Here is a 23,466-nt window from a genome sequence, read left to right as displayed (position 1 = left end):
CTCGGCATCATGCTTTATAATGGTTTGTTGAAAATCAGTTTGCTGTCATTTCGATCATAATAATCTTTGAGTTCAGCTACCAATTCATAACCCATGCGGAGATAAAATTCTACCGTGGGCTGGTACAGTGCACGTCCCGATGTTTCGATGTAGACAAAACGCCCTTTGGATGTCCGGATGGCGTCTTCTGTTTTATGAAGCAATTGTCTGCCCAGTCCGCTTCGGCGATGGCGCGAATCGATGGCAATCCAGTATAAATCATAGTTTTTTATGGTACATGGGATTTCGCCGTAGCAAGTATACCCCACGGTTTCGTCATCCACATCCACGAAGAAAAAATGATAACCACTTTCGTCACCACGAGTAAGATATTCCTGAACGAGTTCCAGTGCTATTTCTACCTCGTCGGGACGGAAAAAGCCCGTTGACGCAAGGATGCGTTTCACTGCATCGTAATCCGAAGGGCGAACCTCCTGCCGGAAGGTAATGGTCTTATTTTCGGTCAATATCATCTATAATTCGTTTAATCACTTCAGTATTTCCAAGTCCGGCCTGCTCACAGGCAGCGATAAAACCACTGTCTGGCGAGATACATGGGTTGGCATTGATTTCGATGACATAAGGAATTCCTTCATTCGAAATCCGAAAATCAACCCGCGCATAACCTTTTAGTCCGAAAGCGGACCAGCAATGCGCACTGATGCGTTTCAGTTCGGCGAGCAACGAAGTATCTTTCGCCTCGAATGCGAAAGAGCGGACCGTGTTTTTATATTCGAACGAATCGGTATCCCATTTGGCTTTGTAGCCTAAAATCCGTGGCCGTTCCTCGGTATAATTCCTGAAGCGCATTTCAGCCGGCGGAAGAACTTCAGGACCTCTTGCTCCGGCTAGAACTGACACATTAAACTCTCTTCCCTGGATAAATTCTTCAGCAAACCAATCCTCGGGGATGTGCTCAATCCGGTTTCCCATGTAAATGAGCTCATCGGTAATACCGACGGAACCATCTTCCGAAATCGGTTTCAGAATATATTCCTTTTCCGGTTGGATGGCTTCGCTGGTTGTTGCCCAATCGGGAGTGGCGATATGCTCTGAACGTAAAATCTTCTTGGCCGTCACTTTATCTGTGGTCAGAAACATGGCCGTTGAACCGGAACCGGAGAACCGAATATTTCTGGATTCCAGAATTGCGGGTGCCATGAAGCTCAACTTTCCCCTTCCGTCAACCGTCTCCACAAGATTGAAGATGAACTCCGGGTCGATTTCGCGAACGCCGTTGATAAACCATGGGATATTCAAATTAAACTCCATCCGTTGTGAATGGTACCCGAGTTCTTTCAGCGCTTCTTTTACCAAATGAGCCTGGTCCAACACGTCCCGCTCATCTTCGGTAGGATTGGGCGAAAGCGGATTATGCAGAATAATGACTTGTCTGGTATCCTGATTCATCATTTGCTTCCTCCTTTATGCCAGCTCGTTCAAGAGCCGATTGCATGATTTCTCCAATTAATTCCCGGTAAGGATAATTGCTTAGCCGGGCCAGAATTGGTAAATCCGAATAGGTCGGATTGAGTCCGGCCAACGGGTTTACTTCCACAAAGTTCGGGACGCCATTCCGGTCGGTTCGAAAATCAACCCGTCCGGCATCTTTGCCGTCAATTTCGTTCCAGGCGGCAAGGGCCAGTTTCGCACATTGTTTTGCCAGTTTGTCGTTGGCAAGCCGGTATGTCACATACTTTTCGTATTCTTTTTTTACCGAATAGGAATAGATTTTATCCGGGCAGGCATCATTGAAAACAATCTCCATTACACCTAATGCGCGTGCTTTCTTACCCGAACCAACAATACCTACCGTGAATTCTCTTCCCGGTAGGAAAGTTTCCAGCAACACCGGCTGATGGAAAGCATTTAGCAAAAACGCGCAGCTCGAATGTAATTTTTCCCGCGTGTCAATTAGCGAGTAACCATCGATGCCTTTACTGGTGCCTTCAGCCACCGGTTTGACAAACAACGGGAAAGGCAGATTCACATCGTTGAGCTCCTTTATATGGCGAATCACGGTGAAAGGAGCCGTTGGGATGCCAGCCTCCCGAATCACCATTTTGGTCAAAGCTTTATCAAGTGTCAGGTTCATCGCCGAGGCACTGCTGAACACATGTGGAATCTGGTAGGCATCCAGAAGCGCTGGTATCTGGGCTTCGCGGGCGATGCCGTGCATTCCTTCGGCAATATTGAACACAATGTCACATCGTTTGTCTGAGGCCAGAAAATGCACCGCCGAGAAGAGGTTACCGATGCGAACCGTATGATAACCCAGCGCACGCAGATTTTCGTCGATTGCTTCGATCGTTTCAATTGTGTCGAATTCGGCGATGGCTTCTTCCGAATATCCCAGGCGCCGGTAATCATCCTTCAAATCGAAGGTTAAACCAACAGTAATCATTTTTGATTATTAGCGGATGTTAAACAATGTCCGGATAGGTGTATGTATTCCCTTCGTAGTTTTTCAGTACGACTTCTCCGTTTTCGATAGCCTGCACATAATTGGGAAGCAACGGAATTTTACCGCCTCCCCCGGGTGCATCGATTACAAAGTGAGGTACTGCATAACCTGACGTATATCCACGCAGTCCCTGAATGATTTCCAGTCCTTTGCTCACCGGGGTGCGAAAATGCAGAGAACCGGGAATCGGGTCACACTGATAAATATAGTAGGGGCGAACACGGACTTTCAATAATCCCTGGTTCAGCTTTTTGAAGGTTTCCACTTCATCGTTAATCCCTTTCAGCAAGACCGTCTGGCTACCCAGCGGAATGCCGGCATCTGCCAAACGATTGCATGCTTCCTGTGTTTCCACTGAAAGCTCGTCAGGATGTGCAAAGTGAACGCTCATCATCAGCGGATGGTATTTTTTCAGCATTCGCGTAAGCGAGTTGGTGATACGCATGGGAAGCACCACCGGAACTTTGGTTCCGATTCGGATAATTTCCACATGCGGAATAGCCCGAAGTTTTGACAGCAGATATTCCAGGCGGAAGTCCGGTAAGGTGAGGGGGTCACCTCCCGAAATCAGCACGTCACGTATTTGCTTATTCTGAGCGATGTATTCAATGCCCAGATCCCACTCACGGGTTGAGGCATGGCCTTTATGTCGTTTGGCAACCATGTGACTACGGGTGCAATAACGACAATATGCCGAGCAAAACCCTGTAACCAGGAATAATACCCGGTCGGGATAGCGGTGAACGATCAGTCGGGTAGCTGAATCTCCTGTCTCGTTGAGTGGGTCGGTAATTTCACCCGGACTTACAATTAACTCTTCCTTCGTGGGAATGACGGTCCGGTAAAGCGGGTGCCGGCCAGGCAATCTGCTTAGCAAACTGGCGAAATAAGGTGTAATCTGAAAAGGCAGATGATTTTCGGGGAGGGAGGAGATGAGTTCTCCTTCTGTTTTTCCCAAAATATCCGTTAACTGTTTCGAGGTGCGGATGCTGTTTTTCAGTTGCCAGCTCCAATTGTTCCAGTCACGGATGGTGGCTGTGGGATAAAATTGGTTGATAAATTGAGTTACAGATTTGTCGTAGGGAAAGTCCGGGACAATGCTCATTCTTTCCAGGTGGTCGGGGTGTTGTCCTGCTACGACGAGCGGGACAGGTGCGTCCGGTGAGTCGACCTGAGCATTCTCACCAGAAGCAGTACTCCTTGCAGTGGTCATTTCTGATTTCATGGATAAAAATAATTTTCTTTAGCGTTGATTTTTGTATTTCTCCTTTAATCATAACTCACAATTTCAATTTGTTACTGACCCAATAGTGGCCATATTTATCAAAACAAAGCTATGGTAAAATTCAATTGGATGTACAATTTAGCGGTAATATTTTGAGGTGAAACATCACTTTTTTATGATGTATTATTAGTTTGGCTATTAGTGTCTTGTGAGGTGGGCCGCTGGTTGTGGGTAATAAGTTATCTTTTTTATAGAATCCAACGTCTGTTGGTTGGAATTTTTAAGAAGATGAGCCTCTGGAAATGCTTCTCTCGTAACGGAAAATATGACTTGTTATTGTTTAAAATCAGTATAAGTTATCGGAAAGTCGTATCTTCGTATAAGTGAATTTGCTTTTTCCTTTTTGGATACGGCTAAAAAACCTGATTTATGACACCCCGTTTACTAATCTTGTTGGCCGTCCTATGCCTGTTTGGTCCCCCTAAAGCCACAGCGCAGAAAAAGAACTTGTTTGTTCTGGATGGACGAGCCTCCACGGATCAGAATGTTTCGGAAGGTATCCGTATTACTATTTTTAATGAAACGGATAATAAAGCCCTGCCCGGAACTGACCTTGATGACCGTGGTTATTTTCACATCCCCCTTTCTTATCAGAAGAAGTACTTAGTTGGCTTTCAGTATGAAGGCTATTTCACCAAAATTTTTGAAGTCTCGACCATTGTGCCTGAAGAGGTTTGGTCTGTTGACCCCTACTTCAAACCGTTCCGTTTTCAGGTGACTCTCCATCCGGCCGTCGAAGGATTACATCCGGAATTCAGTCGGAAGCCTATTGCTAAAATTCATTACTCGAAAGATGAGGATGGATTTATAGCGGAAGCAATTTACAGCGATAAAAAGATCAATAAGCAGATTGAAACAGCAGTTGCCGAAAATGTGGAGCGCAAAGTCAATGAGCAGCTATCGCGGGCAGAGGAATATCAGAACCAGGGACAATGGGCACTGGCGATGGCGGCTATCGATCGTGCTAAAAATCTCGATCCGCGGGATTCCGATTTGAAAAAGAAGATTCGTGAGGCTGAAAAAGAGGTGAAATCAAACGAGAAGAAACCGGACGTAGCCAGGCTGCAGTATGCTGGATTTATCAGCGAAGGCGATACCCGCTTCAACGAAAAATCGTATGATGACGCGAAAAACGCTTATCAAAATGCATTGAAACTGGTTCCCGGTGATTCCCTGGCAGAAGCTAAAATTAAACTGGTAGATGAACGTTTGCAGGCGATGGCTGATGAAAAAGCCCGTTTGTTTGCCCAAGCGGCTGCAAAAGACAAAGAGTTCGGTCAGGCGATGAGCAAAGCCGATAGTCTTTTCAGTCTGAAGAAATATCCCGATGCTAAACTGGCTTACCAGCAGGCGCTGACAATATTACCGAACAGTGAAAAACCGCAGCAGCAGATTGCAGAAATCAATCGTTTAATAGCCCGGAGTGCCTCGCTGGCTGCAGCTTTTACGGATGCGGTTAGTCGCGGGAGTCAGCAGCTGGAGGCGAAGAACTATCGCTCGGCAGTCGGTATTTTTAACGAAGCATTGAGCATGAAGCCCGATGATGCAACCGTGACCGCGCTTCGCGATTCGGCTTCGGTGCTGTTGAAAAATCAGCAGGAGCAGCAGCGGGCATTGGCCGAGGCAAGAGCAAAAGAAGAGCATTTTCGTAGTTTGATGGAGCAGGGCGACCAGGCTTTTGCAGCAGCCAGCTACGAACAGGCTGTTAATTTCTTTGGTCAGGCCTATAGCCTGAAAAAAGATTCGGTTGCCCGGGAAAAAGGTTTGAAAGCACAGCACATGCTGAATCAGCAACAACTGGCTGCAACCTCCCAGGCTTCTGCAAAGTCGGTCGTTCACACTGTCGCCTCAAAGCCAACGCACGTTTCTGCCGATTATCAGAAACAGATTGCTCAGGCAGACCAGGCCTTTAAACGTGGTGAGTGGTCGGGAGCCCGTTTTTATTATTTCGAAGCGCTGAAGGAAAAGCCCGGCGACACGTATGCCGGAGAGCGCGTGAACGAATGCGATAAATTAATAGCTGCTCACATTACGGCCGATATGCAACAGAAATACCTGGCTTTTATTTCCAATGGCGACGAAAGTTTTCAGCAGGAAAATTATGCCAACGCAAGGTTGAATTACAGAAAGGCGTTGGATATTAAATCATGGGAGAAATACCCGCGTCGAAAGCTCGAAGCAATTGACCGGGCCATGCAGGACTGGCAATCGGATGAACAGCGCCGGCAGTTTACCGCCGCCATTGAAAAAGCTGATGATGCCTTCGATAAGGGCGAATATGCAGTGGCGCGTTTCTATTACCGGCGGGCGGCTGGCATTAAAGCCGATACGGTGGCTGACGAGCGTTTAAAGGAAATTGCCTCCATTATTGCCGGAGCGCGTCAGAGCAGCATCGACAATCTATACAACGAAGAAATTCGCAAGGCGGATACGGCCTTTCATCAACAAAATCCTACCGTAGCAAGGTTTTATTATCAGAAAGCCTTGCAACTGAAACCGAATGAAACCTATCCGCAGAAGCAACTGAAGAAACTTCAGGCAAGCGATTAGTTCGCTGTCTGTTGGTGGTTAATTTAGTAACGAAAGCCCTGTCGGAAACGGCAGGGCTTTTTCGGGTGTTTGGAAAGCGAAGTCAGGCATGATGGGTCATCGGGCGTTTCGAGAATTTCAAAACGGTGGGATGTACCAGCCGGTCGAAATCGCGGTAAGCCATCCGAATCAGTTCGATGTGCGTTCCGGCATTGAACGCAATCATTTTATCTTCCGAAAGGCTGTGTGCTACATAAACGCGCATGTCGTAAAGATTGCCGAACGGAGGCATAGCGCCCGGTTCGCAGTCGGGAAAACGGCTTTTGAATTCCATTTCCGAAGCCAGTTCAACCAGGTGGGCTCCTGTGGCAATTTTCAGCTGGTCGAGGTCGATCTTAAACGATGCGGGCAGCACGGCCATTGACATTTCGCCATCGATTTTTACCACTACGGTTTTGGCCATCTCCTTTCCGGGAATGTGGGTGGTTGCGGCCACCCGCTGGGCGTTGAATGCCATGGAATGGCTGATGGTCTCGTAATGGATGTTGTGGCTGTCGAGGTACTCTTTTAACTTTTTTGCAGGCATGATGAATCCTCCTTTATTGATTGGTAATTTTGATGTCTTTCTTGTCGGGTTCGGCTCCTTTTCAGGCGAACCTGCCTGCTACATCCGGCTGCGAACGAAAAAGGAAAGTACATGTTGCGCGCGCCGGGATTGAAGGATGGTTTTGAGTATTTGGGCTGGTTAGTTGGTTTGCGTTGAGTGCTAGGTTAAGTTACGAAAAAAACTGGTTTCGAGGCAACTGGGAATCCATCGAAAGGACGGTTGGGAATTGGGGGGATTTTGAGAATTTTGTTCCGAATCCTCGGGATTGAGGGGAGTTCTGGGAATATCGCATATCGAATGGCTTGCTTCTATATTGCTGTGTACAGACTGAAAGGCTGGCTTAATTTAACCTATGGCCACTTTTTTTATGACAAATGAGAACGGGCTGAAAGTCCGGCTTATTTCAGCCCGGTGGCAACGCCCCGGGTTGAAAGGATAACGGCGACACCTCCGGCGCCCTGGAAGGGCAGCTTAAAAGAAGCCCCTGCAAGGTGCATTTAGGTTCTTCCGTCGCCCAAGATGTTTCCGCCATTTTGCAGTAACCGCCGGGTGACAGGGAAGGAGCCCCGGCAAAGTTGCTTCGCCTTCTCCGGCATCCGGAAATTTCTCCTGCAGTTTGTATTTGCCTTCTTCTGCCTCCGCAGGAAGCTCCCGCAAAGTGTTTTTGCCTTCTTCAGTCTCCGCAGGAAGCTCTGGCAAGGTGGGTTCGCCTTCTTTTTCTTCCAAAGAGGTGGTTGCAGTTTGGCAGGCACCCCTTATCGTCTCTGGCGGGCCTCCTGCAGTTTGTGTGTTTAATCTTCTGCCGCCAGGCAAAACCACTCAACTCTGCAGGCGTATCCTTCGGCGCTCAAAGTGTCCGTTGCGAAACCGAATAGCCAACCTCAGATGAAAAAGGATAGCGATAAAATTCGTTGGATGGAACAAGAGGAAGCCCGGTTATCAAATTAATAAGTAGGGTGCGAATTATATATACTGTTTTCCCGCTTTTATCCTGTTTCAGGATTATATCGTTGTAAATCAATATCTATTGTTTATAAAACATGGCAAATAAGTTTGTGTTTTTTAATAAATGATCATAATTTATATAACCAATCACCCTTTAGGAAACCACAAAAATTATTGACTTATGATTTCATTTTCATTATTGCTGACCACCGACGTTTACGATGTAAGCCATCGGATGATTGGTATATTAGAACCCCTGGAGGCTGAAAATCCCGAAATTGCCTCCGCCTTGTCCCGCATTCAACCCGTATTTCAACGTTTTGACAAAGCGTTGTTCAAAGAACGCAAAAGCGCGTACACTAAACTGCTGGAGAATGCTGATCGCAAGCGCGATGATAGTTTTCTGGCATTGCGGCACTACCTGGTATCGTGTAGCCACCGGACCGATGTGCCGGAATACCGCGAACCAGCTGCCCGTTTACTCGAATTGATTCGCCGTCACGACTGGTCGGCACACCGGTCGGGCTACACAAAGGAGAGCACCATTTTAGGCAGTATGCTAACCGAACTGGCTGAAGAGAACAATGTTCAGGCGCAAACTGCTATCGGCGCTGCCGTTATGGTGGATGCCCTGAAGACTGCCCAGCGGGAATTTGCACAAGTGATGAGTGAAAAGACCGAAACAGAAGCGCAGGACGATACCGGCGCTGCCTATTTGATCCGTAAGGAGATGGAGGCTGTGCTGGATAAGACATTTGCGTTTATCGATTCGCTGGCTGATTTCACGGGCGAAAGCAAGTGGATAACCCTGAAAACAACCTTAGACGAAATGGCTGCCCAGGTAATGGCCGTAGCCCGTGCCCGTTCTTCCCGCGAGGATTCAGACGGTTCGGACACGCCGGAGCCGCCGGAAGAATAACTAGGCAGTAGGCCGAGAGGCTGACTGCGACCTAAAAAATCAATTAAATAACAGGTTGACTTTAGAGTGATTGTTCTATGTACACCGCCCCGGCATCGAAAAGGACCCGGGGCGGTTTTTTGTTGGTTCAACCGGTGGAGAACCGGCTGATAAAAGCGGTTAAAAATCCTTCTTCTCGCGTTTGGCCTTTTTCGCCCTGCGTTTTTCCTTTAGGTTCATTTCCGGTTCTTTCCTGGAAAGGCGGTTTTTGTCCGGAGCTTTTTCTTTTACCATGGTTATCCAAAATTAAAATGCTTGAATAATAGTTGATGGTATCATCTGCCGGTGTTCCGTGATAATCTGTCTGGCCGGCTTCATCAAATTTAGGTGGAAAAATTGAATCGTGTATCGGTACTAATTAAATTTTTTATGCTGTTAAATGACATTAAATCATTGAAGTTTCAGGCTGGCAGAGTTGCGTCGTATCCCCAAGCCTCCGTAACTTGTACTAATGGGAAAGTCAGTAAAACATAAAAGTTTGGACAGAGAAAGAAAGCTTTTATACATCTCCGGCTCGGTAAAGGGGAAACAGCGCGAACGGAATCAGGATCGTGTATATGTGCTGGACGAACCGGGATACCAAATGTTTGTGATTTTCGATGGTGTTAGTTCCTACCCGGAGAGTTATCGCTATATCGAAACATTTATGGAGTTTCTGGACGGGCACCACCATGAATGGCTCGATAATGAAAAGGAAGGCTTGGGACAGTTACTTTACCTGGCTTACCTGCATTGTCGCAAAACATTTATTGCCGGCAGCACGACGATCTCGGTTCTTTTTATTCCCAATGGAACGCATCTGCCCGGGATGGTTAGCATCGGAGATTCGCGCGTTTATGCTTTCCGCAAGAAAAATATGGTAAGCCTGACTGAAGACGATAATGTCCCGGAAATGCCCAATATACTTACCCGCTGGGTAGGGCATGATTATTTGTCGGCAGAAGACTTCAGACCTGAAGAGGTTGCATATGACAAACAGTTCCTGCTCTGTTCCGATGGCTTTTACGGAGTGATGGAGCAAAACCGTGAAGCTTTTTACCATGCACTGAAGTTACCGGAGTTGGAAAAAACAAAGGAAGAATTGCATCGCTTAGTGGAAGGAAAGAACAGCGATGACGCCTCATATATTCTAATAAGAATAGGATAGAAGCTGAAGCCGGAATCAAAAAAAAACGGCATGCCCCTGATGCAACAGACCGCATTGACAGTGATTCAAACGAAAATTACAACCTGAAATGAAGCCTGTTATTGACTACACCGAATTTGGCTGCATCGCTATTAACGGACAACGTTACGAACATGATGTGGTCATCCGCCTCGACGGAACTATCGAGAAGCGGAAAAAGAAGCTATCGAAAGAGAAATACGGAACTTCGCACCGGATATCGCTCGAAGAAGCCCGCGAAATTTATGAGGAAGGAGCCGAACGGATGGTGGTCGGTTCAGGGCAATACGATCAGGTGACCTTTTCGGAGGATGCCATTCGTTTTCTGAGTGATAAAGGTTGTTTGCTTATCGTGTTACCTACACCGGAAGCCATAAAGTATTGGAATAAATACGACAAACCGGCCTGTGGTATGTTTCATACCACCTGTTAAACCATTTCTTTTTTTTTTGATAGACTGAAACAGTTTTGAACGAAAGATGGAGAACGCCTATGGCAAGGAGAGGATTTCAGGAAAAGTTAAATGAATTATTGCAAACGGCTGATGTGAAGTTAAACGGCAGTCGCAGGTGGGATATGCAGGTACATGATGAGCGTTTGTACCGCCGGATTTTGGCTGGTGGTTCGCTCGCAGCCGGTGAGGCTTATATGGACGGTTGGTGGGACTGTGAAGCATTGGGCGAACTGTTTGAACGGTTGTTACGTGCCCGCCTCGATGAGAAAATCAAAGCACGGGACTGGTGGTGGGATGCCCTGGTGGCACGGATATTCAATTTGCAAAAGCCTTCGCGGGCCTTTCAGATTGGCAAGCGTCACTACGATACGGGGAACGATCTGTTCCGAATCATGTTGGATGAGCGCATGATATACAGTTGTGGCTATTGGGCCGATGCTTCGTCGGTGGATGAGGCCCAGGAAGCCAAACTCGATTTGGTTTGCCGGAAGCTGCAATTGAAACCGGGCATGAAGGTGCTGGACATCGGTTGCGGTTGGGGAGGTGCCGCCCGTTTTGCTGCCGAACGGTATAGTGTTGAGGTGGTCGGAATCACGGTTTCAGAACAGCAGGCCAATTTTGCCCGGGAATATTGTCGCGGCTTGCCGGTGGACATCCGGCTACAGGATTACCGCGATATGAATGAAAAATTCGATCGGATTTTTTCTATCGGGATGTTCGAACATGTGGGCTACAAGAATTACCGGACTTACATGAAAAAGGTGCGGGAACTGCTCAAGCCGGAGGGATTGTTCCTGTTGCACACCATTGGCGGAAACAGCTCGGTAACCCGGAACGATCCCTGGATTGCCAAATATATTTTCCCGAATTCCATGTTGCCATCACCCAGGCAAATAACTGCGTCAGCAGAAGATCTGTTTGTGATGGAGGACTGGCACAATTTCGGAGTCGATTACGATAAAACCTTGCTGGCGTGGTATCACAATTTTGAAAAAGGCTGGCCGCTGTTAAAAGAACATTACGATGAACGTTTTTACCGGATGTGGCGCTACTACCTGTTAATGTGTGCCGGAGCTTTTCGGGCTCGCAGTAACCAGCTGTGGCAGGTAGTCCTTTCGCCGGAAGGCATCAAAGGCGGATATGTGGCTCCCCGTTACCGGGGAAAATCGGAAATGGAGCTGGAACAGAAAATAAGATAATCGAAAAACAGGGCAAAAAAAGAGGTACCCCAATCGGGATACCCGGTTAATTGTTCGTGGAGCTGCGGGGAATCGAACCCCGGTCCAAACGAGGAAGCAATACGCTTTCTACATGCTTAGCTTTGACTTGATTTTCGAGTGTCGGCAGGATCAAAGCCACCAACCGGCACCTTAGCTCCTTTAATTTCGCAGGTAGCGCGGAGCGAGCCACCCACTATTCCCGATTTTTCTGCACCTCCGGTTCGGGCCGCCTCAGGACTTTAGCACCCGGGAGATGTCTCGTTCCGGCATCTTATGCCGGAAAATGCCTATCTACTATGCTTCGATTAGGCTGCGAGAGCGTAATTGTTTTCGCCAATTAAGAGTGTGGAAATTGATATTTACGAGCCAACCTCCAATGCTCGGCATGCTTACGCACCTCTTCATCCCGCTGTCAAAACCAGTCAGCCCCGAGATGCGGGACACAAAATTACAAAATATTACACAGATGTCAACCTTGTTCGCGTGAAAAGAAAAAGGAAATCCGGCCTATAATTTTTTCAGGTTGTGAATGGTTTCCGCCGGATTGTCGGAACCAAAAACAAAGCTTCCGGCCACCAATACGTTGGCACCTGCTTCGAATAGCTTCTTACCGGTTTCGTAGTTCACTCCACCGTCTACTTCAATCAACGTATCGGCGTTCCTTTTTTCGATCAGTTGCCGCAGTTCCGCCACTTTATGGTAGGTGTGTTCAATGAATTTTTGTCCACCGAACCCCGGATTTACCGACATCAACAGAACCATGTCGAGTTCGTGGACAATGTCTTCCAACAAATGAACCGGCGTGTGCGGATTCAGGCAAACACTGGCCCGCATTCCTTCGTTCTTAATGGCCTGAACGGTCCGGTGCAGGTGTGTGCACGCTTCGTAATGAACCGTAAGGATATCGGCGCCTGCTTTTTTAAATGCGCTGATGTACCGGTCAGGGTCGACAATCATCAAGTGAACATCCAGAGGCTTTTGGGCAATTTGGTTAACCTGCCCGATAACGGGAATTCCGAAAGAGATATTGGGCACAAAAACACCATCCATTACATCGCAATGAATGTAGTCGGCGTCGCTTTGGTTCAACATTTCAATTTCTTTTCCCAGACGGGTGAAATCGGAAGCCAAAATGGAAGGTGCTATCAGTTTTTCCATGTAGTTTTCAATGATAATTTCTATGGTAGCTAACGGTTTTTTTGCACGATTGTTCGCTGACGTTGAAGAGCCAACGAGCAATTCGGAAGCATCACAAATATAGTTGAAATCTGCAGGGAAATAAAAAAGCCGGTAAGTACCGGCTTTCAACATATTTTCGGGTTACCCCAGATAGGATTTCAGTAACCGGTTTCGGTACTGATTCTTCAATTTCTTAATGGCTTTTTCCTTGATTTGCCTTACCCGCTCACGTGTTAAATCGAACTCCTGTCCAATCTCTTCCAGCGTGTGCGGACGGTATCCGTTCAAGCCAAAATAGTAACGGAGCACCTCTGCTTCGCGTTCACCCAATGTCGCCAGCGAACGCTCAATCTCTTCGCGCAGCGATTCGCTGACAAGCTTGTTGTCCGGACTTGGTGAGTCCTGGCTGAACATGATGTCGTAAAGATTATTGCCGGTATCTTCATCCTCTTTCAGCGGAGCGTCCATCGATACATGATGGCTGCTGGCATTCATGGAATCTTCCACAACTTTGGGATGTAAATCGAGAATTTTAGCTACTTCTTCGGGCGATGGTTCACGTTGAAACTCTTGCTCGAGCTGAGCAAATGTTTTGTTAATCTTGTTAATCGAACCGATCTTGTTCAGCGGCAGGCGCACAATTCGCGACTGTTCGGCTAATGCCTGAAGGATAGATTGGCGTATCCACCAAACGGCATAGGAGATGAATTTAAATCCCCTGGTTTCATCAAAACGTTGTGCAGCTTTGATGAGTCCGAGGTTTCCTTCGTTAATTAAATCGGGGAGGCTTAGTCCCTGATTTTGGTATTGTTTAGATACTGAAACGACGAATCGGAGGTTGGCATTCACGAGTCTTTCCAGTGCTTTTCGGTCACCTTTTTTGATACGTTTAGCCAGGGTTACTTCTTCTTCGGCTGTTAGTAATTCTACCTTGCCTATCTCGTGGAGGTACTTATCGAGCGATAACGCTTCGCGGTTGGTTACTTGTTTTGTTATTTTTAGCTGCCTCATAGGTGAATGTAAGACTTTGACGAAACAATTTCAGTTTTGGTTTTTTTAGAATATACGGCAATTAAGCCTAAGGGTTATAATGGTTGATGTTTAAAGTTATTGAACGTGAATTTATACAAAAAAATGATTTTCATCAAAGATTGTCATTCATATTGTAATTTATTTCTTAACTTATAACGTAATCGTTGGCTTCCTGTTTTGCTGTTTAAGAGCATGTGCGAAGAAGTAAACTTTTTTAAATGGATGAATAATAGCGCATAATTGAAAAAAACTGCGTGAACCTTTGTGAATTTAAAGCATTTACTTATAATTGCAGAAAATTCGATATTCGTTTTACTAAACAAGTCCCTTTTTCTTCTTCCAATAAATCAATAAGGAAATTTTAATGTGCCACTTTCCCAAAATCTATACTCAGTGGGAAATCAGGGCTTTATGTTAAGTTAAATCATAATAACATGTACGACATTCTTGAGCTTAGCAAGAAACTGGTTCCCGAGTTGCGGGATATTGCTAAGGAGTTGAAAATTAAAAGAGTTGAGTCATTTAAGAAGCAAGACCTTATCTACAAAATACTGGATACACAGGCCATCATTGCTTCAGAAGGCAAGAAGGCTGAAAAGAAACCCGCCCCAAAAAAGAGTCCCAAGACAGATAAGGTCGAAGCAGAGAAAAAAGTTACACCTGTAGAAAAACCGGTTGAAACTACTCCTCCGGTTAAGAAAGCTGCGCCTGCGGCTACAGAAGGATCACGTTCAAAATCAAATGACGATAAAAATGACCGTCGTCGTTCGCGTCGCCCAAGGGTAAGCAAAGATCAGGAAAATGGAGCTCCGACGGATAAAAGACAGACTGAAAGTCCGAGACCGCAGGACAATCGTTTTTCGGGACCATCAGATTCTCCCAGAGGACGCAGAGATGACTCTCGCAGAGACGATTCACGAAGAGATGATTCCCGCAGGGATCGTGGTGACCGTGATCAAGGCAGACAGCCAAAATATCAGCATCAGGGACAGCAACAACAACACCAGGCGCCTGCACAACATCGTAACAACCAAAACCAGCAAGGACGCCAGCGTGACAACGAGAAAACATTTGAGTTCGACGGAATTATTCAAGCTTCAGGCGTACTCGAAATTATGCAGGATGGATACGGCTTCCTTCGTTCTTCAGACTATAACTACCTGAATTCACCAGACGATATTTACGTTTCCCAGTCGCAGATCAAACTATTCGGTTTGAAAACCGGAGACAATGTGACGGGAGCGATTCGTCCTCCGAAAGAGGGAGAAAAATATTTTCCGCTGATTAAAGTGGTTGAGATCAATGGCCGTAGCCCCGAGTATATTCGTGACCGGGTTCCGTTTGATCACCTGACGCCGCTTTTCCCGGATGAAAAATTCAACATTACCGGAAAAGGTTATTCAAGTCTGTCGAGCCGGGTAGTAGATATGTTCTCACCCATTGGTAAGGGACAGCGCGGTTTGATTGTAGCTCAGCCGAAAACCGGTAAAACCGTATTACTGAAAGAGATTGCCAACGCGATTGCCGGTAATCACCCGGAAGTTTACATGATTGTTTTGCTGATTGATGAGCGTCCGGAAGAGGTAACCGATATGGCCCGTAGTGTAAATGCCGAGGTGATTTCATCGACATTCGATGAGCCGGCTGAACGCCATGTGCGTGTAGCCAATATGGTACTCGAAAAAGCAAAGAGAATGGTGGAATGTGGCCACGACGTGGTGATTCTGCTTGACTCGATAACCCGTCTGGCGCGTGCTTACAACACGGTAGCACCGGCATCCGGTAAAGTATTGTCGGGTGGTGTTGATGCCAATGCACTGCACAAGCCGAAGCGTTTCTTTGGTGCAGCCCGTAATATTGAAGAAGGTGGTTCGCTGACGATTCTGGCAACTGCGCTTACCGAAACGGGATCGAAGATGGACGATGTGATTTTCGAGGAGTTCAAGGGAACTGGTAACATGGAGCTTCAGCTCGACCGGAAACTATCGAACCGTCGCATTTTCCCTGCAGTGGATATTACTGCGTCCAGCACACGTCGCGAAGATTTGCTGCTTGACAAATATGCACTGGATAAAATTTGGATTCTGCGGAATTACCTTACCGATATGAACTCCGTTGAGGCAATGCAATTCCTCAAAGATCGTCTTCAGAAGACATCGACTAATGAAGAATTCCTGGTGTCGATGAACGATAACTAATCGAAGATTTTTCAGATATAAAAAAGGCGGATTCAGATGTTGAATTCGCCTTTTTCTTTTCGCTGTATGTGCTTCCGTTTTTAACGGTCAGGTTCAAAACAATAACCGTATCCCTGACGGGTTACAATCTTTTTGCTATCGCTTCCAATTTTTTTCCGCAGGCGGGTAATATTAACATCGACAGTTCGATCCAGTATATAAGATTCCTGCTCCCAAATTTGGGTTAGTATTTCTTCCCGGGTGAAAACTTTTCCGGGATGTTTGCAAAGCAGCAGTAAAATTTCAAACTCTTTTTTGGTCAGGTTGATGGTGTGGCCATTGATGACCAATTTTTTTTCTTCCGGAAATATGTTCAGATTACTGATGCTGATAACGGAAGTTTTTTTTTCACGTTGGTCCTTTACATGCCTGAGTGCTACTTTTACACGTGCGATGACTTCCTTTACAGAAAACGGTTTGGAAATGTAATCTTCAGCTCCAAGATTAAATCCGGTCAGAGTATCGTTTTCAGTGGTTTTGGCAGTAACAAAAATAACGGGAATATACTTTAGTCTTTCATCCTTTCTCAGTATGTTGGCCAGCTTAAAACCTGAAATTTCGCCCATCATCACGTCCAGTAAAATCAGGTCATATTTTTCGATTGGGAGTTCCAGTGCCTCTTCTGCTGAGAAAGCCGTATCCACGTTAAAACCTTCGCTTTCCAGGTTGAACTGGAGAATTTCACACAGATCGGGTTCATCATCGACGACTAATATGTGGCTGGCTCTTATCAGGTCAGGTCTCATTGATATGGGGTGCTCAATTGTTGTTGTTTTCATACATCGAATGTCATTGGTACCCGAAACCGGGCTGTTCGAAACTGGGATTGTTTTAGCTATACCGCATTGACCTGTAAAATCACACGACACTCAATAAGTTAAAGAGCGTCTTTTCGGAAGGTTTGTTTCCCTGAGGCAATTTCCGTTTTAGAATCTTCCACCGGTGCGGTTAGTTTCCGTTAGCAAGAATAGTATGATGTTGTTTCATTGAGGATAAAAAGATGTATCATTTGTATTACAAATCAGAGTGGTAGGTGTAACGTGTTCGATTTTAGACAATAGCGAATGTGTGGAGAGAATAGTGAGATAGATGAAATACAAAATTATACCTTGTTGAATATCAAAATTTTCAGATATGAAGAAATGTTGTATTTATTTTTACCAGATATAAATTGCATCTGAAAGGTTAAATTGTAATCTGCAGATAGCAAAATGGCGATGTGAATGTTTATTTTTGTTGAAAATACTTTACTCAAGGTGGAATACTTTCTTAACACACATCGCTATTTAGTCCGTGAGTCAAATGATTTGATTCACCGGGAGCTGGTCAAGGATATTGATTGGGAACATCGCCTGATTGGTATTAAAGGATTCAGAGGAGTGGGGAAGACCACCTTTCTGCTGCAGTATGTAAGAGATTATTTTGGCGAAGACAAGAGTTGTCTGTATGTCAACATGAATCATTTCTATTTCACCCGTCGCCGTATCTTTTCATTTGCCGACGAATTTTACAAGCGGGGTGGGAAAGTGTTGATTCTCGATCAGGTGCATAAGTACCCGGAATGGGCAACAGAGTTGAGGCAGTGTTACGATGAATTGCCCGGGTTGAAAGTCATTTTCAGCGGTTCACCGGTTCTTAGGGTAATAGAAGGTAACGAAGCTTTAAAAGATATTGCCCATGTTTATCACCTCGAAGGCCTTTCGTTTCGTGAGTATTTGAATTACCGTACAGGGAAAAATTTCACGAAAGTTACCCTGGATGATATTATCAACCGCCACGAGGAAATTGCCCGCAATATCATCAGTTCAGTGAGGCCTTTAGCTTATTTTCCGGATTACCTGAAGTTCGGTTATTATCCGTACTTTATCAATAACCAGGTTTTTTATACGGAAAATCTGTTGAAACACGTGAACCTGGCTCTGGAGATCGACGTTACATATCTCAACCAAATCGAGCTGAAATATCTGCCAAAGCTGCGAAAGCTGTTGCAGATCATCAGTGCTCAGATGCCTTTGGCGCCAAATGTGAGTAAATTGAGCTCCGAAGTGGAAACATCACGGGCAACCGTTCTGAATTACCTCCGTTACCTGAAAAATGCACGGCTTATCAACCTGCTTTTTCCCAATGGTAACAACGGTCAGCTGAAGAAACCCGATTTGGTATACCTACACAATACCAACCTGCTGCATGCCATTGCTCCCGAGAACATCAACAATCGTAACCTTAGGCAGACATTTTTCTACAATCAGGTTGGATACCAGCATAAACTAACCTCGACCGCTGAAGCCGATTTCCGTGTCAACGGAAAGTACGATTTCTGGGTTGGAGGAAAATATACGCAGCCGGAAAAACATGGGCAATACGGTGCCGCCGACATGATTGAAATAGGAGACGGCAATATTATTCCACTATGGTTATTCGGTTTTTTATATTGAAAAAGGATTTACGATTCAACTAATTATACGACAAACGATTATTATACTATTAAAGTCAAAATCAAATGGCAAACAAAAAGAAGTTCATAACCTGTGATGGTAACTACGCTGCTTCACACGTCAGCTATATGTTTAGCGAAGTGGCTTGTATTTATCCCATTACGCCGTCATCTCCCATGGCGGAAAGTGTAGATGAATGGGCGGCTAAAGGCCGTGAAAACATTTTCGGACAACCGGTACGTCTGGCAGAGATGCAGAGTGAAGGTGGAGCTGCCGGTGCTGTTCACGGATCATTGCAGTCGGGTGCATTAACGTCAACTTATACTGCATCGCAGGGTCTGTTGCTGATGATCCCCAATATGTACAAAATTGCGGGTGAGCTTTTACCCACCGTGTTTCACGTAAGTGCCCGTGCTTTGGCAACTCACGCTTTGTCAATCTTTGGCGATCACAGTGACGTATATGCAGCCCGTCAAACTGGTTTCGCTATGCTGGCTTCGGGGTCTGTTCAGGAATCGATGGATTTGGCTGGTATCGCACACCTTTCGACCATTAAAAGCCGCGTACCTTTCATTCACTTCTTTGATGGTTTCCGTACTTCTCACGAGATACAGAAAATAGAAGTACTGGCAAATGAAGATATGGCACCGCTGGTTGACATGGAAGCATTGCAGGAATTTCGCGATCGCGCTTTGAATCCGGAACATCCTGTAACCCGTGGTACTGCACAGAATCCTGATATCTTCTTCCAGGCTAAAGAAGCTTCTAACGTTTTCTACGATGACGTTCCGGATATCGTTGAGAACTACATGAAAGAGATCAGCAAAATTACCGGTCGTGAATATCATCCATTCACTTACTACGGTGCAGCTGATGCTGAAAATATTATCATCGCCATGGGTTCGGTTACCGAAACCATTCGCGAAACTATCGATTATTTAGCTGCTCAAGGCAAGAAAGTAGGTTTGGTGACCGTACACCTGTATCGTCCGTTCTCAGCTAAATATCTGCTCAATGTAATGCCGAAGTCAGTTAAGCGTATTGCTGTACTCGACCGTACCAAAGAACCGGGAGCCAACGGTGAACCATTGTATCTCGACGTTCGTGAAATTTTCTACGGACAGAAGGATGCTCCGATGGTTGTTGGTGGTCGTTACGGTTTGGGTTCAAAAGATACTACTCCTGCACAGGTTATTTCGGTTTACAACAACCTGGAATTGCCAGAACCAAAAAATCAATTTACCGTAGGTATCGAAGACGACGTGACTTTCAAGTCGTTGCCGTTACTGCCTGAAGTAAAAGTATCACCCGAAGGATTGTACGAAGCTAAATTCTATGGTCTGGGATCGGATGGTACGGTTGGTGCCAACAAAAACTCCATCAAGATTATTGGTGGTGCAACCGACAAATATTGTCAGGCATATTTTGCTTACGATTCGAAAAAATCAGGTGGTTTTACTGCATCACACCTTCGTTTCGGTGACGAACCGATTCGCTCGACTTACCTGATTACAACTCCTGACTTCGTAGCTTGTCACGTACCGGCTTACCTTACTCAGTACGATGTACTGAAAGGTTTGAAAAAAGGCGGTTCCTTCCTGCTGAACACCATCTGGGATGAAGAAGAGACTAAAAAGCGTTTGCCGGATAATATGAAGCGTTACCTGGCCGAAAACGATATCAACTTCTACATCATCAATGGTACCAAGCTGGCTACTGAGATTGGTCTGGGTAACCGCACCAACACCATCATGCAGTCGGCGTTCTTCAAAATCACCGAAGTCATTCCTTACGAAATGGCTGTTGATGAGATGAAGAAAGCGATTGTAAAATCGTATGGTATGAAAGGTGAAACCATTGTCAACATGAACTTTGCAGCCGTTGATGCCGGTGGTAAAAACGTGCAGAAAATCGAAGTTCCTGCTGATTGGGCCAAACTGGGTACAAACGGTGAAGCTACCAACGGTAACCGTCCCGACTTCATCAAAAATGTGGTGGACGTTATCAACGCACAGAAAGGTGACGACTTGCCGGTTTCTACCTTCAAAGGCATCGAAGATGGTACGTTCCCGGCCGGAACAACCGCTTTCGAGAAACGTGGAATCGCTGTTGACGTACCGGAATGGCAAGCTGAAAACTGTATTCAGTGTAACCAGTGTGCCTATGTTTGTCCTCACGCTGCCATTCGTCCATTCCTGGTAAATGAGGAAGAAATGGTTGGCGTACCGGAAGGAACGGAAACCATCAAAGCCAACGGTAAGCAATTTGCCGGTCTGCAGTTCCGCATCCAGGTTGCACCGCTCGATTGTACCGGTTGTGGTAACTGTGCCGATGTTTGTCCTTCCAAGGAGAAAGCACTGGTGATGAAACCGCTGGGAACTCAGGAGCCGGAAGTAGAGCGTTGGGATTACTTTGCCGGCAACGTATCGTACAAGGACAAGCTGGTTGATAAAAACAAAACCGTTAAGAATTCACAGTTCGCTCAACCGCTCTTCGAATTCTCTGGTGCTTGTGCCGGTTGTGGTGAAACTCCTTACGTAAAACTCACCACTCAGCTCTTTGGCGAGCGCATGATGATTGCCAATGCTACCGGATGTTCTTCTATCTACGGTGGTTCAGCTCCGGCAACTCCTTACTGCTCCAACAACGAGAGTGGACACGGACCTGCATGGGCAAACTCACTGTTCGAAGACAATGCCGAGTATGGTTTCGGTATGGCTGAAGGTGTAAACGCACAGCGTGAGCGTCTGGCCAATGTCATGAGCAAAGCACTTAATAATGGTATTGACGATGCTGAACGTGAAGCCTTCACCGAATGGTTGGAAGGTATGGCTAACGCTGAGAAATCAGAAGCAGCTACCGCGAAAGTATTGGATGCCATCAAAGGAAAAGATGCCGCTTACGCGAAAGAAATCGAATCGCTGAAGCAGTATCTCGTTAAGAAATCGATGTGGATCTTCGGTGGCGACGGATGGGCATATGATATCGGTTACGGAGGTTTGGACCATGTATTGGCTTCCGGCGAAGATGTAAACGTATTGGTACTCGATACCGAGGTTTACTCGAACACCGGTGGACAGGCTTCCAAATCGACTCCGGTTGGCGCTGTAGCTAAATTTGCCGCTTCCGGTAAGAAAATCCGGAAAAAAGACCTCGGAGCAATGGCCATGAGTTACGGTTATGTTTACGTTGCTCAGGTTGCTATGGGAGCCAGCCAGTCGCAATACCTGAAAGCGCTGCGTGAAGCAGAAGCTTATCCGGGCCCGTCACTGATTATTGCTTACGCGCCTTGTATTGCACACGGACTCCGCAATTCAATGGGACAGTCGCAGAATGAAGAAAAACGTGCCGTTGAAAGCGGATACTGGTCGCTATACCGTTTCAACCCGCTGTTGGAAGAAGAAGGCAAAAATCCGTTCCAGCTCGATTCGAAAGAACCGGATTGGAGTCAGTTCCAGGAATTCCTGAATGGTGAGGTTCGTTATACTGCCTTGAAGAAATCGTTCCCGGCTGAAGCTGATGAGCTCTTCAAAGCTGCAGAGGAGAATGCCAAATGGCGCTACCGTTCATATCAGCGCATGGCTGCTATGGATTGGGCTCTGGAAGAAAAATAATCAGAAGCTCTGAATAAATTGAAAAGCCACCTTCGGGTGGCTTTTTTTTATGCTTTTAAATTCGAATGAAAATCTTCTTGCTGTATAAGAAATAGCAGATATACCAAAGCAGGAACCAAACGATGGAAGCAGTGATGATTTCTGTTGGGATTTTTCCTGTCCAGCTAAAAATCCCGGAGCTGAAAGGTTTGACAATTCCCCAGAGCCATTGGGAACCGCCGGTATTAGTCAGCAAATAGATAAACAGTGGGTTCATTCCCACAATGGCAAAGAAGGCTGGCACTTTTTTATAACCGAGTACATCGATCATCCAGAAAGAAAGTGCCAACGCGATGAAACTCCAACCTCCGCTCACGAGCACAAAGGAACTGGTACAAATTCGCTTAATAATGGGCGTGACCGGGTTAAGTGCGTAGCCAATGACAGCTCCAAGCAGACCGGCCATCAGTAGTATTTCGATCTTGCTACGGTTACTTCGGTCACTTTTCAGAACCAGACCGGCCAAAACTCCCCACATCGTGTGTGCAGTGGTCGGAACAGCATTGAACGCCACCCAATGACCGCCAGAAAGTTTCCCCATCAGCTGTAAATCCACCCATGAACCGAAATTATGGTCAGGTGTAAAAGGTTGATTGAATCCGGGTATCCAAAACAATCGGTACAGCAATTCCGATCCGATTAAAAGGAGAAACGTGACGATGATTTGCGTTGGAATCGATTTTCGCATCAACAGGAATGCTACGAGATAAGTGAACGATAGCTGTGCCAACACATTCCAGAGCTCAAAAGTCAGTTTCCCGGGCCCAATGCAGTACAAGGCCCAACCGAAAAAGAGCAGAAGGAATGAACGTTTCAGTGCGTGCCGGAAAGTGAGGTTCCAGCTGTCGCCGCTTTGCCATCGTTTTCCGAAAGAGAATGGCATGGAAACACCGACGATAAACATGAAGAAGGGCTGAATTAAATCCCAAAAACGTAAACCATTCCACGGATGATGGTGCAATTGTGTACCAATAGCCGAAATAATCGTTCCGTCCAGGGATGGGGCAATCAGATAATGATACAGATGAGTGGATTCGCCGATAAGCAGGAACATGGTGATTCCGCGAAAAAAGTCGATAGCAAAAATGCGATCGGTCTTCAGCGTAGTAGCTGTTTGTCGATTCATGGCAATATGGTTAGTTAGTCAGTTTTCGGTTTTCCGGTAGGCAAAGCCTTCCTGAAGATAGATAAAACTCTCATTTTCAAAAAGTGAAAAGTCTGAAAAAAGAGGCAAAGTTGCGAACCTTCGACAAACTGCGTAAAT

General features: G+C 46.1%; 18 protein-coding genes and 1 other RNA gene. 8 read left to right on the top strand and 11 right to left on the bottom strand.

Annotation, left to right across the window (positions count from 1 at the left end):
- Nucleotides 1–14: 14 nt before the first annotated feature.
- From GJU87_RS13390 to GJU87_RS13375, 4 genes are read right to left on the bottom strand one after another with little or no spacing between them, the layout of a single operon-like run.
- The gene (locus GJU87_RS13390; RefSeq protein ID WP_153639984.1) at nucleotides 15–512 is read right to left on the bottom strand and encodes a GNAT family N-acetyltransferase; all 498 of its coding nucleotides are present in this window, start codon (nucleotides 510–512) and stop codon (nucleotides 15–17) included.
- Entirely contained in the window at nucleotides 493–1,452 is a 960-nt protein-coding gene (locus GJU87_RS13385) for an ATP-grasp domain-containing protein (RefSeq protein ID WP_153639983.1), read from the bottom strand. The genes GJU87_RS13390 and GJU87_RS13385 overlap by 20 nt, the downstream gene beginning before the upstream one ends.
- Nucleotides 1,412–2,443, bottom strand: coding sequence for a hypothetical protein (locus GJU87_RS13380; RefSeq protein WP_228491991.1), 1,032 nt, complete (start codon nucleotides 2,441–2,443; stop codon nucleotides 1,412–1,414). The genes GJU87_RS13385 and GJU87_RS13380 overlap by 41 nt, the downstream gene beginning before the upstream one ends.
- 19 nt (nucleotides 2,444–2,462) lie before the next feature.
- Nucleotides 2,463–3,728, bottom strand: coding sequence for a KamA family radical SAM protein (locus GJU87_RS13375; RefSeq protein ID WP_228491990.1), 1,266 nt, complete (start codon nucleotides 3,726–3,728; stop codon nucleotides 2,463–2,465).
- 429 nt (nucleotides 3,729–4,157) lie between these two features.
- Between GJU87_RS13375 and GJU87_RS13370 the strand changes: the two genes are divergently transcribed.
- Nucleotides 4,158–6,338 carry a hypothetical protein gene (locus tag GJU87_RS13370; RefSeq protein WP_153639982.1) on the top strand — a complete coding sequence of 727 codons (2,181 nt, stop codon included), beginning with the start codon at nucleotides 4,158–4,160 and terminating at the stop codon, nucleotides 6,336–6,338.
- An 82-nt stretch (nucleotides 6,339–6,420) separates the two neighbouring features.
- On the opposite strand, the gene GJU87_RS13365 is transcribed toward GJU87_RS13370, so the two are convergent.
- Complete coding sequence (locus tag GJU87_RS13365) at nucleotides 6,421–6,903, bottom strand: aminoacyl-tRNA deacylase (protein ID WP_153639981.1); 483 nt, start codon at nucleotides 6,901–6,903, stop codon at nucleotides 6,421–6,423.
- 492 nt (nucleotides 6,904–7,395) lie between these two features.
- Nucleotides 7,396–7,650 carry a hypothetical protein gene (locus GJU87_RS13360; protein WP_153639980.1) on the bottom strand — a complete coding sequence of 85 codons (255 nt, stop codon included), beginning with the start codon at nucleotides 7,648–7,650 and terminating at the stop codon, nucleotides 7,396–7,398.
- 400 nt (nucleotides 7,651–8,050) lie between these two features.
- On the opposite strand from GJU87_RS13360, the gene GJU87_RS13355 reads away from it, so the two are divergent.
- The 4 genes from GJU87_RS13355 to cfa all read left to right on the top strand — a co-directional run bounded on the left by GJU87_RS13355 (nucleotide 8,051) and on the right by cfa (nucleotide 11,645).
- The gene (locus GJU87_RS13355) at nucleotides 8,051–8,788 is read left to right on the top strand and encodes a DUF6261 family protein (RefSeq protein ID WP_153639979.1); all 738 of its coding nucleotides are present in this window, start codon (nucleotides 8,051–8,053) and stop codon (nucleotides 8,786–8,788) included.
- A 517-nt stretch (nucleotides 8,789–9,305) separates the two neighbouring features.
- Nucleotides 9,306–9,974 carry a PP2C family serine/threonine-protein phosphatase gene (locus tag GJU87_RS13350; protein WP_194831532.1) on the top strand — a complete coding sequence of 223 codons (669 nt, stop codon included), beginning with the start codon at nucleotides 9,306–9,308 and terminating at the stop codon, nucleotides 9,972–9,974.
- Nucleotides 9,975–10,062: 88 nt separating this feature from the next.
- A complete protein-coding gene (locus tag GJU87_RS13345) occupies nucleotides 10,063–10,425 on the top strand; it encodes an Mth938-like domain-containing protein (protein WP_153639977.1) in 363 nt (120 codons plus the stop codon).
- A 59-nt stretch (nucleotides 10,426–10,484) separates the two neighbouring features.
- The gene (cfa, locus tag GJU87_RS13340; RefSeq protein ID WP_153639976.1) at nucleotides 10,485–11,645 is read left to right on the top strand and encodes a cyclopropane fatty acyl phospholipid synthase; all 1,161 of its coding nucleotides are present in this window, start codon (nucleotides 10,485–10,487) and stop codon (nucleotides 11,643–11,645) included.
- A 54-nt stretch (nucleotides 11,646–11,699) separates the two neighbouring features.
- On the opposite strand, the gene ssrA is transcribed toward cfa, so the two are convergent.
- From ssrA to GJU87_RS13325, 3 genes are all read right to left on the bottom strand, one after another.
- Nucleotides 11,700–12,096, bottom strand: a transfer-messenger RNA (tmRNA) gene (gene ssrA / locus GJU87_RS13335).
- A 77-nt stretch (nucleotides 12,097–12,173) separates the two neighbouring features.
- Complete coding sequence (gene rpe / locus GJU87_RS13330) at nucleotides 12,174–12,824, bottom strand: ribulose-phosphate 3-epimerase (protein WP_153639975.1); 651 nt, start codon at nucleotides 12,822–12,824, stop codon at nucleotides 12,174–12,176.
- A 162-nt stretch (nucleotides 12,825–12,986) separates the two neighbouring features.
- Nucleotides 12,987–13,856 carry an RNA polymerase sigma factor RpoD/SigA gene (locus tag GJU87_RS13325; protein WP_106541784.1) on the bottom strand — a complete coding sequence of 290 codons (870 nt, stop codon included), beginning with the start codon at nucleotides 13,854–13,856 and terminating at the stop codon, nucleotides 12,987–12,989.
- A 455-nt stretch (nucleotides 13,857–14,311) separates the two neighbouring features.
- Here GJU87_RS13325 and rho point away from each other — a divergent pair, with 455 nt between their 5' ends.
- Nucleotides 14,312–16,075: a transcription termination factor Rho gene (gene rho, locus GJU87_RS13320; RefSeq protein WP_153639974.1), complete on the top strand. Its 1,764-nt coding sequence runs from the start codon at nucleotides 14,312–14,314 to the stop codon at nucleotides 16,073–16,075.
- 80 nt (nucleotides 16,076–16,155) lie between these two features.
- Here the strand turns inward: rho and GJU87_RS13315 are convergent, their stop codons facing one another.
- Nucleotides 16,156–16,893, bottom strand: a complete 738-nt coding sequence (locus GJU87_RS13315) for a response regulator transcription factor (protein ID WP_228491989.1) — start codon at nucleotides 16,891–16,893, stop codon at nucleotides 16,156–16,158.
- A gap of 444 nt (nucleotides 16,894–17,337) precedes the next feature.
- Between GJU87_RS13315 and GJU87_RS13310 the strand changes: the two genes are divergently transcribed.
- Both GJU87_RS13310 and nifJ read left to right on the top strand, forming a co-directional pair.
- Nucleotides 17,338–18,549 carry an AAA family ATPase gene (locus GJU87_RS13310; protein ID WP_228491988.1) on the top strand — a complete coding sequence of 404 codons (1,212 nt, stop codon included), beginning with the start codon at nucleotides 17,338–17,340 and terminating at the stop codon, nucleotides 18,547–18,549.
- A 65-nt stretch (nucleotides 18,550–18,614) separates the two neighbouring features.
- Nucleotides 18,615–22,163 carry a pyruvate:ferredoxin (flavodoxin) oxidoreductase gene (nifJ, locus tag GJU87_RS13305; RefSeq protein ID WP_153639973.1) on the top strand — a complete coding sequence of 1,183 codons (3,549 nt, stop codon included), beginning with the start codon at nucleotides 18,615–18,617 and terminating at the stop codon, nucleotides 22,161–22,163.
- Nucleotides 22,164–22,218: 55 nt separating this feature from the next.
- Here the strand turns inward: nifJ and GJU87_RS13300 are convergent, their stop codons facing one another.
- Nucleotides 22,219–23,328, bottom strand: a complete 1,110-nt coding sequence (locus GJU87_RS13300; protein ID WP_228491987.1) for an acyltransferase family protein — start codon at nucleotides 23,326–23,328, stop codon at nucleotides 22,219–22,221.
- Nucleotides 23,329–23,466 lie beyond the last annotated feature (138 nt).

Source organism: Prolixibacter sp. NT017 (assembly GCF_009617875.1).
Classification (GTDB): Bacteria; Bacteroidota; Bacteroidia; order Bacteroidales; family Prolixibacteraceae; genus Prolixibacter.
Note: the sequence above shows the minus strand (reverse complement) of the source record. Positions and strands in the feature narration are given on the sequence as shown.

What these genes read in the sequence shown, in the direction of transcription:
- GJU87_RS13390 (WP_153639984.1), bottom strand. Translation starts at nt 512, where the DNA reads ATGATATTGACCGAAAATAAGACCATTACCTTCCGGCAGGAGGTTCGC.
- GJU87_RS13380 (WP_228491991.1), bottom strand. Translation starts at nt 2,443, where the DNA reads ATGATTACTGTTGGTTTAACCTTCGATTTGAAGGATGATTACCGGCGC.
- cfa (WP_153639976.1), top strand. Translation starts at nt 10,485, where the DNA reads ATGGCAAGGAGAGGATTTCAGGAAAAGTTAAATGAATTATTGCAAACG.
- GJU87_RS13385 (WP_153639983.1), bottom strand. Translation starts at nt 1,452, where the DNA reads ATGATGAATCAGGATACCAGACAAGTCATTATTCTGCATAATCCGCTT.
- GJU87_RS13315 (WP_228491989.1), bottom strand. Translation starts at nt 16,893, where the DNA reads ATGAAAACAACAACAATTGAGCACCCCATATCAATGAGACCTGACCTG.
- GJU87_RS13365 (WP_153639981.1), bottom strand. Translation starts at nt 6,903, where the DNA reads ATGCCTGCAAAAAAGTTAAAAGAGTACCTCGACAGCCACAACATCCAT.
- rho (WP_153639974.1), top strand. Translation starts at nt 14,312, where the DNA reads ATGTACGACATTCTTGAGCTTAGCAAGAAACTGGTTCCCGAGTTGCGG.
- nifJ (WP_153639973.1), top strand. Translation starts at nt 18,615, where the DNA reads ATGGCAAACAAAAAGAAGTTCATAACCTGTGATGGTAACTACGCTGCT.
- GJU87_RS13375 (WP_228491990.1), bottom strand. Translation starts at nt 3,728, where the DNA reads ATGAAATCAGAAATGACCACTGCAAGGAGTACTGCTTCTGGTGAGAAT.
- GJU87_RS13310 (WP_228491988.1), top strand. Translation starts at nt 17,338, where the DNA reads ATGTTTATTTTTGTTGAAAATACTTTACTCAAGGTGGAATACTTTCTT.
- GJU87_RS13325 (WP_106541784.1), bottom strand. Translation starts at nt 13,856, where the DNA reads ATGAGGCAGCTAAAAATAACAAAACAAGTAACCAACCGCGAAGCGTTA.
- GJU87_RS13345 (WP_153639977.1), top strand. Translation starts at nt 10,063, where the DNA reads ATGAAGCCTGTTATTGACTACACCGAATTTGGCTGCATCGCTATTAAC.
- GJU87_RS13300 (WP_228491987.1), bottom strand. Translation starts at nt 23,328, where the DNA reads ATGAATCGACAAACAGCTACTACGCTGAAGACCGATCGCATTTTTGCT.
- GJU87_RS13355 (WP_153639979.1), top strand. Translation starts at nt 8,051, where the DNA reads ATGATTTCATTTTCATTATTGCTGACCACCGACGTTTACGATGTAAGC.
- rpe (WP_153639975.1), bottom strand. Translation starts at nt 12,824, where the DNA reads ATGGAAAAACTGATAGCACCTTCCATTTTGGCTTCCGATTTCACCCGT.
- GJU87_RS13370 (WP_153639982.1), top strand. Translation starts at nt 4,158, where the DNA reads ATGACACCCCGTTTACTAATCTTGTTGGCCGTCCTATGCCTGTTTGGT.